Source organism: Phycobacter azelaicus, assembly GCF_014884385.1.
Lineage (GTDB): Bacteria > Pseudomonadota > Alphaproteobacteria > Rhodobacterales > Rhodobacteraceae > Phycobacter > Phycobacter azelaicus.
This window is the reverse complement of the sequence record NZ_WKFH01000003.1, coordinates 635,956-649,859: the sequence shown is the minus strand read 5'-3', so window position 1 is coordinate 649,859 and position 13,904 is coordinate 635,956. Positions and strand designations below refer to the sequence as shown.

Sequence of the window (13,904 nt, the reverse complement as noted above, 5' to 3'; positions counted from 1 at the left end):
GCGCTCCATTCGGGGCGCGCTTTTATTTTGCCGAGAGGATCTCTGCCAAGAGATCGAAGACGATGCGGATCTTGCGGCTGGTGTGCAGCTCGCGGTGGGTGGTCAGCCAAACCGGAAAGCGGATCGGCTCCATCTGCGGGAAAAGATGCACGACCTCGGGCGTGTTCAGGCCAACCCGATCTGCCATCGGAGCGAGGCCAAAGCCATTTTTGACCAGTTCCCAGGCGACAAGGCCGCTCTGTGAACCGTAGCGAAAATTACGCGCCGAAACTGCGATTCCCAGCGGTTTGAGGTGATCGATCATCTCTGTTGCACTGCCAAAACTTATGAAGTCATGCGTGCTGAGGTCTACAAGGCTCACTGGTCTTCCCGCGCGCTCCAGATAGCTTGGGGCGGCGTAGAAATGTGCTGTGTCTTCGTTGATGAGGCGCGTGATGAGCTCTGGTTGCTCAGGCCGGACATGGCGAATGGCGATATCCGCCTCGCGCCGCATCAAGTCACGAATGTCATTGGCTGCGATGATTTCCACACTCAGCTCTGGCGCCAGCTGGGACAGGCGGTGCAAGACCTGCGGCAGCACGTAGACGGAATAGACATCGCTCGCGGTTATCCGCACCGTTCCGGTGATCGACTGGGACTGTCCCATAGCGGCCAGAGCAATTCTGTCGGCAGCAAGGCCCATGGGGCGGGCATGCTCCAGCAATTCCACTCCGGCTTGGGTGAGTTGCAGGGATTTTCCGATGCGCTCGAACAGCATCAGACCCAGACCTTCTTCCAGCGCGGCGACCTGACGGCTGAGTGTCGGCTGAGTCAAACGCAGGCGGCGGGCTGCAGCGGAGAGCGAGCCTTCCTCGGCCGTGGTCAGAAAGGCGCGGATATGATTCCAGTCAAAATGGTCAGGCGGGACATTCATACGTTTATGTATATGCAGTCTTCGGTATTCGGCAATTCCTGCATAGGTGTTTGACCGGTATTCTGCCTGCAAAGGAGATCAGAGCCATGTCATCACCCGTTCAATTCTGGGACAGTATCGCAGAAAAATACGCCCGCAGCCCAGTACGGGATCCTGCGGCTTATGACTATACTCTTGAAAGAGTGCGCAGCTATCTGGGAGCGGAGGATCGCGTGCTGGAACTGGGTTGCGGCACCGGCACAACGGCACTCCGGCTGCGTAATACAGTCTCTTGTTACACGGCAACGGATATTGCCCCGGCGATGATCGCCATTGCGCAGCGCAAGAAACAGGAGGCGGAAGCCGACAACCTGCGCTTTGTCGTCTGCGATGTGGCAAGCGCACCGGATGAAGCCTTTGACGCGGTGATGGGCTTCAGCCTCTTTCACCTGGTGGATGATCTGGATGCGGCTCTGGCGCAGGTTCACCGCAGGGTACGTTCCGGAGGTCTTTTCATCTCGAAGACACCCTGCCTCAAGGACAGCAAGAGTGTCTTTCAGCGTCTGATGATGCGGGTGATGATCCCGGTGATGCAGTTGGTTGGGAAGGCGCCAAGCGTGGTGCACTTCATGTCGATCAACGATTGGCAGGCGCGCATCGAGGCCGCGGGTTTTGAGATCGTGGAAACCGGGAACTTCCCGGCCAATCCTCCGAGCCGTTTCATCGTGGCGCGGCGCAGGTAGGGCGCCTGCACTGGTTCATCGCGGCGATCCGGTTTAAGCAGGGCAGGATAGCGAACGGAGGAATGCATGACGTTGAACGTATATCTTTCAGGGGAAATTCACACCGACTGGCGGGAGCAGATCATATCTGGGGCCGCAGATCTTGACGTGACCTTCAACAGCCCCGTCACTGATCACGCCGCCAGCGATGACTGTGGCGTGGCTATTCTGGGCGCGGAAGATAACAAATACTGGCACGATCACAAGGGCGCTATGGTCAATGCGATCCGCACCCGCAAGGGGATCGAGGATGCGGATGTGGTCGTCGTTCGCTTTGGCGAAAAGTATCGCCAGTGGAACGCGGCTTTTGATGCGGGCTATGCGGCGGCCCTGGGCAAGTCGATCATTGTGCTGAGCCTGCCGGAGCACCAGCACGCCTTGAAAGAAGTGCATGCGGCGGCACTGGCGGTGGCAGAGGAGCCGCGACAGGTGGTGGAGATCCTGACCTATGTGTTGAAAGGTAAGCTCCCGGCGTGAGCGATGTGGTGCTTGAAACCGAGCGCCTGATCCTTCGCCCGCATGGGGTGGAGGATTTTCAGGATGTCGCGGCGCTTTGGGCGGATCCGGTTGTTGTGCAATATATTAGCGGTGTTCCTTCTACGCCCGAGGCCTCCTGGGCGCGACTCTTGCGGAATATGGGGCACTGGCAGGCAATGGGGTATGGCTACTGGGCATTGATTGATCGCGAGGGTGGCGGATTTCTTGGCGAGGTTGGCTTCTCGGACTTCAAACGCGACATTGATCCAGAGCTGAATGGCCTGCCAGAGGCGGGGTGGGTGCTGGCTCAGAAGGCCCACGGCTGCGGAGTCGCTAGTGAGGCAGATAAGGCGATGCACGCCTGGGCTGATGTAAAAAGAGATTGGAGTGAAACGGTGTGCCTGTTTGATCCTGCACACGCCGTCTCCCAGAAGGTGGCGCTGAAACTGGGCTATGCGGTGCGGGAGAAGGCCGCGCGCTATCAAGGTAAGCCGACGCTCGTAATGGAGCGAAAGGCAGGGCGCTCCCGCCCCTGAGCCTGCGCCACGGGCGCAGGATACAGCGTTGGGCCTGGCGCCGCGCAGATGCGCGGCGTGGTTGCGACAAGTCACAACGGTAGCTTGGAAAGCGATGGCGCCCCGCCATAGGCGGGGCGCCGGACCCAACGGGATGATGGGCGCAAGCCCTAAAGGCGGGCAGCAGCCTCAGCCTTCTTTCTTGATTTCGACGCTGTGGGGATAGGGGATCGAGATGCCCGCTGCGTCAAAGGCTTCTTTCACGCCCTGCGTCATGGCGAACTTGAGTTCCCAATAATCCGACGCCTTGCACCAGAGCCGGACCGTGAGGTCCACTGAACTGTCCCCAAGGTTGGTCACCCGCACCCAAGGTTCCGGGTCCTTCAGCACGCGGGTATCCGCGGTGGCCTGGCTCAGGATGATTTCCTTGGCCTTGTCGGCGCTGTCGCCGTAATCGATGCCGAACACCATATCAACGCGGCGGGTATCATGGGCCGAGTAGTTGGTGATGATCGAGCCCCAGGCCTGCCCGTTTGGAATTATGATCTGGACATTGTCCGGGGTGACGAGTTCGGTCACGAAGAGATTGAGGTCCTTCACTGTGCCCGAGGTGCCGCCGATATCGACAAATTGGCCCAGCTTATAGGGTCTGAACAGCACCAGCATGAACCCCGCTGCCAGATCACTCAGGGTGCCTTGTAACGCCAGGCCAATCGCCAGAGTGGCTGCACCCAGCATGGCCACGAGGCTGGTAGCCTCTATGCCAAAGATCCCGAGAACCGCGACCAGCACGACTGCAAGTAGGGCCCAGCGAATGATGCTGGCGGCAAAGTTCCCCAAAGTCGGGTCTATCTGCGGGGTTTTGTTGATGCGTTTTCGCACAACGCCGCTGATCATCCCGGCTGCGATCCAGCCGATGACCAAAACAATAAGCGCCTTGGCTGCGCTCAGCACCAGTGGCCAAAGCGCGCCAAGCTGTTCAATCATGTCTTCCATTTCAATTTGGTCCTCTTTTCTGGGCCATGTCCAATCGTCATCATGCCGTCGCTGCGGAAACGCTCCATGACAGCAGTGGCGGCGCGCCTGACCGGTACGAAGTGCGGCTCTTGCGCTGACACTACTCTTAAGCTTCTGTTAATTCATAGGGGAAAACCCGAGCTGATTGCGCAGGTGCGACCAGCTTGTGCAGCTCGCTCGGTATCGTTGCAGCGCATATGAAAAGGCCGCAGGTCCGGGTGGGCCTGCGGCGCGTGATGGATATGGCGACCGGCGGTTTTTCCGCCAGAAGCCTTTTGGGTAAGCTGTGGCCGGACGTGAGAGCGCCGTCAGGACTTCAACGCGACAGTGGGAGAGATCACATCGATGCCAAGCGCTTTGCCAACCGCGTAGTAGGTCAGCTTGCCGTCATGGACATTGAGGCCGTTCAGAAGGTGAGGATCATCTTGGCATGCCTGCTTCCAACCCTTGTCAGCAAGGGCCAGAAGGAATGGAAGCGTCGCGTTGCCCAAGGCCTGGGTTGACGTGCGCGCGACGGCGCCCGGCATGTTGGCAACGCAGTAGTGCATGATGCCATCGACCTCGTAAATCGGATCAGCGTGGGTGGTCGCTTTGGAGGTCTCGAAACACCCGCCCTGATCGATTGCCACATCGACAAGGGCGGCTCCCGGTTTCATCTCGCTCAATTGTGCACGGGAAACCAGCTTGGGCGCAGCGGCCCCGGGAACGAGTACAGCTCCGATTACCATATCGGCCTCGCGGACCAGTTCAGCCGTGGCAGCGGCGGTCGAGTAGCGTGTCTGAAACACACCGCCAAAGACATCATCAAGATACCTGAGGCGCTGCAACGAGCGGTCCAGAACAGTTACATCGCTTCCCATGCCGGCCGCTATACGGGCGGCATGAGTGCCAACCACACCGCCGCCGATCACGACCACTTTGGCCGGGGCAACACCTGGCACACCTCCCATCAGCACGCCGCGACCGCCGTTGGCCTTTTGCAATGTCCAGGAGCCGACCTGGGGCGCAAGCCGTCCGGCCACTTCAGACATGGGTGCCAAGAGCGGCAGGCCGCCGCTTTTGTCTGTTACAGTCTCGTAGGCGATAGCTGTGCAGCCTGAGGCCAGAAGATCATGCGTCTGCTCGGGGTCTGGGGCAAGGTGCAGGTAAGTAAAGAGCAACTGCCCCTCGCGCAGCATCTTGCGTTCGGCCGCCTGTGGTTCTTTGACTTTGACGATCATGTCGGCCGTCGCAAAGATTTCCTCTGCGGTATCGATCAGGACAGCGCCAACAGCTTGGTAATCCGCATCGCTGTAGCCGGCCCCTGTACCCGCGCCGCTTTGGATCAGCACCTCATGGCCGTGGACGATCGCTTCGTGAGCTGCATCCGGCGTCATGCCGACGCGATACTCCTGCGGTTTGATTTCAGTGGGGCATCCAATTTTCATGCGCTATCCTCCCTCATGTATCGGAAGCCTAAGTGTGCATCTGTGAAATGTGCTTCTTTTTTGAGCAAAATAAAAAGGTGCGTTTCGTAAGATATTCGATTATCCGCGAGATATGTGCAAAAGGCTTCGAAGAAATGTCACTTGATTCGACGGATCGTCGCATTCTCCAGGTGCTGCAACGGCAGGGTCGGATTTCAAACGCCGAGTTGAGCGAGCAGGTGAACCTCTCTGCCTCGGCCTGTCATCGCCGTGTTCAGCGGCTCGAGAGCGATGGCTACATAAAGAACTATGTGGCCTTGCTGGATGCGCGCAAGCTGAATGTGCCAACAACGGTCTTCGTGGAGATCACTCTGCAAGGTCAGGCGGATGAGTTGCTTGATGCTTTTGAAAAGGCCGTGGCGCGGATCCCGGATGTGCTGGAGTGTCACCTTATGGCAGGCACGGCTGACTACATTTTGAAAGTGGTGGCCGAGAACACCGAAGACTTTGCCCGTATTCATCGCCAACATCTGACGCGGCTGCCAGGGGTGGCTCAGATGCAATCTAGTTTTGCGCTGCGCACTGTGTTCAAGACGACCGCTCTGCCGGTCTGATCCAGACGGTACAACGGACTCGTCCCCCGTCGGCGGCCTTTTGATAAAAGCACCTCCCGTCGGGCGCGGTAGACCTTGGGTCTTGGGGGAGAGGGCGATGTCTTATTTGTCTTACATTTCCTTGCGGCTTCTGCTTCAAGAGAGAGAAGATTGAACGACGGGGGAGCAGGCCATGCAGTTTGACTACATCATCGTGGGTGCAGGAAGTGCAGGGTGCGTTCTGGCCAAGCGGCTGAGCGAAGGTGGTCAACGGGTATTGCTGCTCGAAGCGGGGGGGCGCGACAATTACCATTGGGTGCATATCCCGATGGGCTATCTTTACTGCATCAACAACCCGCGCACAGACTGGATGTATCGTACCGAGGCGGATCCGGGGCTGAACGGGCGCGCGTTGATCTATCCGCGCGGCAAGGTGCTGGGCGGCTGCTCCTCGATCAACGGTATGCTCTACCTGCGTGGACAGGCTGCAGACTATGACGGCTGGCGCCAGCGGGGTCTTGCGGGTTGGGGCTGGGACGATGTTCTGCCCTATTTCAAGAAGTCCGAAGACTATGTCGAAGGCCCCACGGAGATGCACGGCGCGGGCGGTGAATGGCGTGTCGAGAACCAACGCCTGCATTGGGATGTGCTGGATGACTGGATGGAGGCTGCCGCGGCCTGGGGGCTGCCAAAGGTCACGGATTTCAACACCGGCAATAACGAAGGCGTTGGATATTTTCGCGTCAATCAGCGTTCGGGCTGGCGAATGAATACGGCCAAGGCTTTCCTTAAAACTGCTACGGGGCAGCATTTGAAGGTTGAAACTCAGGCCCATACCCGGCGGATTCTCATTGAAGAGGGACGTGCTGTCGGGGTCGAATACCAGAAAGGCGGCGAAGTTTGCACCGCGCATGCCAGTGGCGAAGTCATCCTGTCCGCAGGCGCCATCAACAGCCCCCAGATCCTGCAGCTTTCGGGCCTTGGCCCCGGCGCGCTATTGCAAGAACACGGGATCGAGGTGCTGCGGGATATGCCGCAGATCGGTTCCAATCTGCAGGACCATTTGCAGCTGCGCTGTGCCTGGCGCCTGCAGGGGGCCCATACGCTCAACACTCTGGCGAATTCCTTGGTGGGCAAGGCGAAGATCGGTCTTGAATACGCGCTGAAGCGGTCTGGCCCGATGTCCATGGCGCCCAGCCAGCTCGGCGCGTTTTCCCGGTCTCGGCCCGATCTGGACACGCCAGACCTTGAATATCACGTACAGCCCCTGACGCTTGAGGCGTTTGGTCAGCCCCTGCATGATTTTCCGGGTCTTACGGCTAGTGTGTGCAACCTGCGACCCGAAAGCAGGGGGCGGGTGGAAATCACCTCACCCGATCCAATGAAAGCGCCCAGCATTCAGCCCAACTACCTGTCCACCGAAGGGGACCGGCAGGTCGCCGTTGCAGCGATCCGTCAGGCTCGGGCAATCATGGCGCAGGCTCCGATGCAGGGATACGCTCCACAAGAGATGAAACCAGGTATCACGTCAGACGATGAACAGGACCTGGTGCGTGCGGCAGGGGACATTGGAACTACGATTTTTCATCCTACCTGCACGGTTCATATGGGGACAGGCGATAACGCTCCGCTTGATCCAGAATTGCGCTTGCGCGGTGTGATGGCCTTGCGCGTTGTGGATGCCAGCGTCATGCCGACCATTACAAGCGGCAACACCAATGCCCCGACGATCATGATCGCTGAAAAGGCATCCGACATGATTCTTGCCGCCGCCCGACGATAAGTGACTGGAAAACCGCCTAGCGGCACTTTTGCGCTTGCAGGCGGTTCGAATTTTCGTTTCCTTTTGTGGATGCGGTCGCTCTCGATTTCTTTGATGAGCCGACCGCTATGCACCCGCATTCTGGCGATTTGGCTGTACGGTAAAATGTGACATCAAACGATCACATCCACCGGCTATGGCAAACCCGCAGATCAGTAGATTACTTAGGAGCAGCACTGTGACCAGCGACACGGAACCTGATTCATTCGATTGGCTGGATGCCGAACTTCAGGACACGCTGGACGAGGATTTCGAGATCGAATTTGCCGAACCCATGCTGTCGATGGAGTTGCGCAAGATCTACCGCTCTCAGCATCCCGAGATGCTGGACCGGAAGGTATATTTCCGCAATCTGCTTCGGTTGCAGGCAGAACTGATCAAGCTGCAGGACTGGGTTCAGCACAGCGGTGCCAAAGTCTGTATCCTGTTCGAAGGGCGCGACAGTGCCGGCAAGGGGGGAGTGATCAAGCGCATCACCCAGCGCCTGAACCCACGGGTGGCGCGCGTTGTGGCATTGCCTGCGCCCTCGCGGCGTGAACAGAGCCAGTGGTATTTCCAGCGCTATGTACCGCATTTGCCCGCGGCCGGGGAAATCGTGCTGTTCGATCGATCCTGGTACAACCGCGCCGGCGTGGAGCGGGTCATGGGTTTTGCAAGCGATGATGAAGTGGAACAGTTCTTTCAGGATGTTCCGGAATTCGAGCGCATGCTTGTGCGCTCGGGGATCATCCTGCTGAAATACTGGTTCTCCATTACAGATGAGGAACAGCAACTGCGCTTCATGATGCGCATTCACGATCCGATGAAACAGTGGAAATTGTCGCCGATGGATCTGGAAAGCCGTATCCGCTGGGAGCAATACACCAAGGCCAAGGAGGATATGTTTGAGCGCACAAACATCCCCGAGGCGCCTTGGTACATCGTTGAGGGCAACGACAAGAAGCGGGAGCGGCTCAACTGTATCGAGCATCTGTTGACCAAGGTGCCTTATGAAGAGGTGCCGCAGGAGAAGGTGACGCTGCCGGATCGTGAGTACAATCCGGACTATGAACGGCGTGTGTTGCCAGACGAGCTGTACGTGCCAAAAATCTACTGACATCACTGCGGGCAGGAGGCTCTCCCGCCAGTTCTGGCGCAGCCGGTGGGCTGCACCAGCTGCGTTGGACCCGGCGCCGCGCTACGCGCGGCGTGCGTGACCTGCTAGCGTTGCCGCCCCTCGCCGGGCTATTCGGAATCTTCAGACATATTAGCGAGGAAGCGCTGCAGGTATCCGGTAAAGGATGCAAGCTCGTCTGGTGAAAAACCCTTGAGCAGAGCGCGTTGCCGCTCCAGTGCGCGCGGCAGCATCCGGGCATGAAGCGCGTGCCCGGCGTCTGTCAGCAGCCACGACTTTCGGCGTTCATCTCCGCCGAGAACCTCGGCCCGTGCTAGACCGGCCTGTTCCATGCGCTGCAAGGCCCTGCTGACGGCGGCCTTGTCGATGCCTGTCGTGCGCGCGGCATGCCCGACCGAACAGCCGGGATCGCGTGTCAACATCACGAGCATGCGCCACTCCATTACGCCGACGCCGAATTCTTGCTGATAGGCACGGGCAGCATTTCGGGTCAGGCGGTTGCCTGCAAAGGTTACTGTCACAACCGGGCTGCGCGTGAAGTCCAGCGTTGGGGCCGCGGGGCTGACATCACTGCCATCCGGCAGGATCAGGAACATGTCATCGGTCAGATCACTCATGTCTGAAGATTAAATGATATGAGTTGACAAGACAACAGACGCTCCGCAGTCTTGACCGCAGGGAGACTTCGGGAGGGCATCTGATGGCGCGCAAACCTGTATACGAGATCGACCCGCAGGCGTTCTGGCAAGACCCCTATCCGGATCTGAAAAGGCTGAGGGCTGAGACCCCGGTTGCCTATGTGCCGCAGCTTGATGCGGTCTTGATCACACGCCGAGACGATATCTTCCGTGAGGAGAAACGGATCGATGTGTTCTCTTCGGATCAACCCGATGGATTGATGACCCGGCTGATGGGGCAGAACATGATGCGCAAGGACGGTGCCGCGCACTTGCAGGAGCGAAAAGCAATCTTTCCCAGCGTATCGCCGAAGACCGTCAAGCAACACTGGCTGTCGCAATTCCGTGCAGCGACGCTTCGGATTCTGGAGGATATGGCGCCGAAGGGGCGCTGCGATCTGGTGCGGGACTATGCCATGCCAGTGTCGGCCGAGGCTTTGAAGGCAGTGACCGGGCTGACCCGGATGCGGGCCGAAGACATGGACGCTGTGAGCCAGGGTATGATCGATGGCTGCGCAAACTATGCGGGCGATCCAGCGGTTGAGGCAAGGTGCCACGAGAGCACTCGACTGATTGATGAGCATATCAGTGAGATGTGGGAGGAAACGGCAGAGGCGGGTTCATATTCCCTGCTTCGCGTGCAGCAAGCGGCCAGACTCCCCGAAGACCAGATCAGGGCAAATATCAAACTGGCCATCTCGGGCGGACAGAATGAGCCGCGCGATGCGATTGCGGGGACGGTCTGGGCTTTGCTCCGATATCCTGATCAGTTGGCTTGTGTAAGAACTGGCGAGGCTACTTGGATGGAGGCTTTTGAGGAATACGCGCGCTGGATTTCTCCCATAGGGATGTCACCGCGCCGGGTGGCGCGTCCCTATTGCCTTCGCGATGTGGATCTTGAACCAGGAGAGCGCGTCTTTTTCATGTTCGGTTCCGGTAATCGAGATGAAAGCAAATTTGCGCGGCCGGATGCATACGATATCCGTCAGGATATCAGTGCCGCGATTTCCTTTGGGGCGGGTCCACATTTTTGTGCCGGTGCCTGGATCTCACGCGCATTGATTGCTGAAGTGGCGCTGCCAATGCTGTTTGAGCGTCTGCAGGGTCTGACTTTGGATGGAGAGGCGCATTTTGGAGGGTGGGCTTTTCGTGGCCCGCTGTCATTGCCTGTGCGCTGGGAAGGCTGCCGCTGAGCCACGGCAGGCAAGCCGACGAGGCCATATGGTGCGCGGATTTCATACCGGATCAAGAGGGGTGAGGACGCCAAAGGATCTGCGGCACATCGCAGCGCAGAGAGAGATACCCCGGAAGGGCCACAAGCCTTGGGTGCAGGAAGCAAGGCCAACGCCAGTTTGGGGGAGGGCGGAGCCGCCTCCGGGGAATATGCCGAGTGTTCCAGCTTCGGCATGAGGGCTCTGTGACTTGAAATTACAAGCTTTTTGAAACCTCACCTCAACGTAGCAGCTTGCTTTGCCTTGCACACGTATAAGTTTAGTGATTTGAGGGGGCTATCAATACACTGGCATAAAAAATGTTGTGTTTTAAACGACAAACCCCCGGGCAGGGCCGCGGGGGTCGTCATAAGCATCCAGAAAAAACCGGAGGAAGATCTTAGAGGAGACCTTCGCGCTGTGCTTTCTTACGTGCCAGTTTACGGGCACGACGAATCGCTTCAGCTTTCTCGCGCGCTTTCTTCTCGGAGGGCTTCTCGAAATGTTGCTTGAGCTTCATCTCGCGGAACACACCTTCGCGCTGCAGCTTTTTCTTCAGGGCACGAAGCGCCTGATCGACATTGTTGTCACGAACACTAACCTGCATGTGGTTTTCACCACCTTTCTAAGTTGAGTTGCAAGGATTTGCAGGAGGTGGCCGTATAGCAAAACCGATCTAACATGTCTAGTACTGTGCTGGATGACCGATCCCGGTCGGCAATGGCGTGCAGCGATGGCATTCAACCGTTACGGAGAAGCAGTATGACAGAGCAGTCAACCGAGAACCCTAACAGTGGCGAGCCGGCGCACATCGAGACGCTTCTGGATGCGGCCTTGATGCATGTGGCCTTTGATGGCTGGACCGAGGCGAGTTTTTCTGCGGCAGTAGCGGATTGCGACATGGATCCGGTACTTGCGCGTGCACTCAGCCCGCGCGGGTCGGTGGATCTGGCGCTGGCCTATCACCGGCGGGGGGATCGACTGATGCTGGAACGTCTGGCCACAGAAGATCTGACAGGCCTCAGGTTCCGGGACAAGATCGCAGCTGCCGTGCGATTCCGCCTTGAGGCCGTCGAAGACAAGGAGGCGGTGCGCCGGGGCGTTACGCTGTTTGCGCTGCCGACCCATGCAGCCGACGGCGCCAAGGCGATCTGGGGCACGGTGGATGCGATCTGGACGGCACTGGGAGACACCTCGGAAGATATCAACTGGTACAGCAAGCGCGCAACGCTATCGGGCGTTTATTCGTCCACGGTTCTGTACTGGCTCGGTGATGACACGCCCGGCCATCACGCGACATGGGAGTTCCTGGATCGGCGCATCGACAACGTGATGCAGTTCGAAAAACTGAAGGCCGATGTGCAGAAGAATCCGTTGCTGAAGCCGCTGCTTGCGGGGCCCTCATGGCTGGCAGGGCAGATCCGCAAGCCAAAGATGGCAGAAGATATGCCTGGACGAGGCAACAGCTACTGATTTCAGGCGCGCTGTGGGCATTTTGGCCCAAGGCATATGGGTGCGGCGCGAAAGCAGGGTTTGAGCGCTCCAATGCCGGTGCTATGCACAAAGGAAACATTCCAGGGAAAGGATCATTTGATGCCGGAAGGTTTGCCCGAAACGATGCGCGCGATCGAGATTTCACAACCCGGAGGGCCTGAGGTACTGACCCTCACACAGCGCCCGGTTCCAACTCCGGGGCATGGGCAACTGCTCCTAAAGGTGGCCTATGCAGGTGTGAACCGACCGGATGCGCTGCAACGGGCAGGGGCCTATGATCCACCTCCGGGTGCCAGTGACCTGCCGGGTCTTGAGGCGTCGGGGGAGATCGTCGCGATTGGCGCGGGCGTCACTGAATACGCGGTTGGCGATAAGGTTTGCGGTTTGTTGCCCGGCGGTGGCTATGCCGAATACGTGGTGACTCCGGCAGCCCATTGCCTGCCAATCCCCAAGGGCCTGTCCATCAAACGTGCGGCCTGCTTGCCGGAAACCTGCTTCACGGTCTGGTCCAATGTCTTCACCCGTGGTGGTCTTAAGGCGGGGGAGCGTTTCCTCGTGCATGGCGGATCTTCGGGCATCGGGACAACCGCGATCCAGCTGGCCTCGGCGCTGGGTGCGCGGGTTTTCACCACAGCCGGATCCGATGAGAAGTGTCAGGCCTGTCTTGATCTTGGCGCTGAACGCGCGATCAACTATCGAGACGAGGATTTCGTGAAGGTGCTGCGGGCCGAGGGCGGCGCCGACCTGATCCTTGATATGGTCGGTGGCGATTATATCCCGCGCAATATCCGCGCGCTGGCCGACGATGGCCGCCTGGTGCATATCGCGTTCCTGTCCGGCCCCAAGGCCGAGCTGAACTTTGCCCAGATCATGGCGCGCCGTTTGACGGTGACAGGATCGACCCTGCGCCCGCAAAGCGACCTTGCCAAGGCTCGCATCGCTCAGGATCTGGCCGAAGCTGTCTGGCCTTTGGTCGAGGCGAGCCGGATGAAGCCTGTGATGGACAGCGTTTATCCGCTGGAGGAGGCGGCAGAGGCTCATGCCCGCATGGAAAGCTCAGGCCATATCGGCAAGATCGTTCTGAAGGTTGCTGACCTCTAGAAAGGCAGAAAGACAAGGTGCGCCGTCATCGAACGGCAGCGGCGCATCTTCATATTATGATCTCACCGAACCGGGGCAAAGAGCGCATCCTTCAGCGTGCAGTCGCGGATCACGTCACGGCCGCAGGGCACCGGATCAAGGCTACGCGACAAGCAGATGCGGGCTTCCTGAATGTGGCCGTCGCGGCAGGTGATGGTCAGGCTGTCGCGGCTCAGTTGCGGGTTTTCCTTGAGAAAGGCCTCCTCCACCAGCGAGGCGGGCAATTTCACGGTCTTATCGAGTTTGCGGAAAATCGCGGGGCGTGTGACCTGGTCATAAGCCTCACGCGAGATCGCGAAATACTGCTCTGGGTTTAGGCCCGAACAGCTACCGTGTTTCTTCCACTGGTGCCAGGCAAGGCCAGGGCTGCCCATGATATCGGCCATCTCTGCGGTCTGGCGCCGGGTGGGGGGCGCCTCAACCGTCCGGCAGAAATCTGGCCAGCCCAGGTGGTATTGCGGCCAGAGCCCATGCAGCGTCCAGCCGTGATCATGGCGGTCGTCGCATTGGTCTGATCCTTTGGCGTCGCCTTCGATCGCGCACCAGTTCGGCGACCAGCTGAGGCTCAGGACATAGTAGTCGAACTCGCCCGAAATCTCCCTGGCCCGGTTGCTGCCCGCCACGGCGGGGATCGAACTCAGCCCGAAAATCAAGGTTGCAATTGCCAGCAAGAACCTGCGCATCGCCTCTTTCCTTATGAAAACAAGGCGACTATACAGGACTGAAGTTCCCCGACAACGGAAACCCGCCCCAGACCTCGGGGC

15 protein-coding genes are annotated in these 13,904 nt (G+C 58.8%); 9 read left to right on the top strand and 6 right to left on the bottom strand.

What is annotated here, in order from left to right; genetic code table 11:
* Positions 1 to 22: 22 nt before the first annotated feature.
* Positions 23 to 913 (bottom strand): LysR family transcriptional regulator, encoded by an 891-nt coding sequence (locus INS80_RS04185; RefSeq protein ID WP_192964422.1) that lies wholly within the window; start codon positions 911 to 913, stop codon positions 23 to 25.
* 86 nt (positions 914 to 999) lie between these two features.
* Between INS80_RS04185 and INS80_RS04180 the strand changes: the two genes are divergently transcribed.
* From INS80_RS04180 to INS80_RS04170, 3 genes are all read left to right on the top strand, one after another.
* Positions 1,000 to 1,635 (top strand): class I SAM-dependent methyltransferase, encoded by a 636-nt coding sequence (locus tag INS80_RS04180; protein WP_192964421.1) that lies wholly within the window; start codon positions 1,000 to 1,002, stop codon positions 1,633 to 1,635.
* Between the two features lie 66 nt (positions 1,636 to 1,701).
* A complete protein-coding gene (locus tag INS80_RS04175) occupies positions 1,702 to 2,151 on the top strand; it encodes a YtoQ family protein (protein WP_192964420.1) in 450 nt (149 codons plus the stop codon).
* Positions 2,148 to 2,687 carry a GNAT family N-acetyltransferase gene (locus INS80_RS04170; protein ID WP_192964418.1) on the top strand — a complete coding sequence of 180 codons (540 nt, stop codon included), beginning with the start codon at positions 2,148 to 2,150 and terminating at the stop codon, positions 2,685 to 2,687. The genes INS80_RS04175 and INS80_RS04170 overlap by 4 nt, the downstream gene beginning before the upstream one ends.
* Positions 2,688 to 2,855: 168 nt before the next feature.
* Here the strand turns inward: INS80_RS04170 and INS80_RS04165 are convergent, their stop codons facing one another.
* Both INS80_RS04165 and ald read right to left on the bottom strand, forming a co-directional pair.
* Positions 2,856 to 3,662, bottom strand: coding sequence for a mechanosensitive ion channel family protein (locus INS80_RS04165; RefSeq protein WP_192964417.1), 807 nt, complete (start codon positions 3,660 to 3,662; stop codon positions 2,856 to 2,858).
* A 329-nt stretch (positions 3,663 to 3,991) separates the two neighbouring features.
* Positions 3,992 to 5,110, bottom strand: coding sequence for an alanine dehydrogenase (ald, locus tag INS80_RS04160; RefSeq protein WP_192964416.1), 1,119 nt, complete (start codon positions 5,108 to 5,110; stop codon positions 3,992 to 3,994).
* Between the two features lie 134 nt (positions 5,111 to 5,244).
* Here ald and INS80_RS04155 point away from each other — a divergent pair, with 134 nt between their 5' ends.
* From INS80_RS04155 to ppk2, 3 genes are all read left to right on the top strand, one after another.
* Positions 5,245 to 5,703 (top strand): Lrp/AsnC family transcriptional regulator, encoded by a 459-nt coding sequence (locus tag INS80_RS04155; RefSeq protein WP_192964415.1) that lies wholly within the window; start codon positions 5,245 to 5,247, stop codon positions 5,701 to 5,703.
* A gap of 172 nt (positions 5,704 to 5,875) precedes the next feature.
* On the top strand, positions 5,876 to 7,465 hold the full coding sequence (locus tag INS80_RS04150; protein ID WP_192964414.1) for a GMC family oxidoreductase: 1,590 nt from the start codon (positions 5,876 to 5,878) through the stop codon (positions 7,463 to 7,465).
* Between the two features lie 217 nt (positions 7,466 to 7,682).
* Positions 7,683 to 8,600: a polyphosphate kinase 2 gene (gene ppk2, locus INS80_RS04145; protein ID WP_192964413.1), complete on the top strand. Its 918-nt coding sequence runs from the start codon at positions 7,683 to 7,685 to the stop codon at positions 8,598 to 8,600.
* 128 nt (positions 8,601 to 8,728) lie between these two features.
* On the opposite strand, the gene INS80_RS04140 is transcribed toward ppk2, so the two are convergent.
* Positions 8,729 to 9,235, bottom strand: a complete 507-nt coding sequence (locus INS80_RS04140; RefSeq protein WP_192964412.1) for a MarR family winged helix-turn-helix transcriptional regulator — start codon at positions 9,233 to 9,235, stop codon at positions 8,729 to 8,731.
* Positions 9,236 to 9,318: 83 nt separating this feature from the next.
* Here INS80_RS04140 and INS80_RS04135 point away from each other — a divergent pair, with 83 nt between their 5' ends.
* Entirely contained in the window at positions 9,319 to 10,488 is a 1,170-nt protein-coding gene (locus tag INS80_RS04135) for a cytochrome P450 (RefSeq protein WP_192964411.1), read from the top strand.
* 418 nt (positions 10,489 to 10,906) lie between these two features.
* On the opposite strand, the gene rpsU is transcribed toward INS80_RS04135, so the two are convergent.
* Positions 10,907 to 11,113 (bottom strand): 30S ribosomal protein S21, encoded by a 207-nt coding sequence (gene rpsU, locus INS80_RS04130; RefSeq protein WP_005614280.1) that lies wholly within the window; start codon positions 11,111 to 11,113, stop codon positions 10,907 to 10,909.
* A 155-nt stretch (positions 11,114 to 11,268) separates the two neighbouring features.
* Between rpsU and INS80_RS04125 the strand changes: the two genes are divergently transcribed.
* Both INS80_RS04125 and INS80_RS04120 read left to right on the top strand, forming a co-directional pair.
* The gene (locus tag INS80_RS04125; protein WP_192964410.1) at positions 11,269 to 11,979 is read left to right on the top strand and encodes a COQ9 family protein; all 711 of its coding nucleotides are present in this window, start codon (positions 11,269 to 11,271) and stop codon (positions 11,977 to 11,979) included.
* Positions 11,980 to 12,111: 132 nt separating this feature from the next.
* Entirely contained in the window at positions 12,112 to 13,101 is a 990-nt protein-coding gene (locus INS80_RS04120; RefSeq protein WP_192967179.1) for an NAD(P)H-quinone oxidoreductase, read from the top strand.
* A 62-nt stretch (positions 13,102 to 13,163) separates the two neighbouring features.
* On the opposite strand, the gene INS80_RS04115 is transcribed toward INS80_RS04120, so the two are convergent.
* On the bottom strand, positions 13,164 to 13,823 hold the full coding sequence (locus INS80_RS04115; RefSeq protein WP_192964409.1) for a ribonuclease T2 family protein: 660 nt from the start codon (positions 13,821 to 13,823) through the stop codon (positions 13,164 to 13,166).
* Positions 13,824 to 13,904 lie beyond the last annotated feature (81 nt).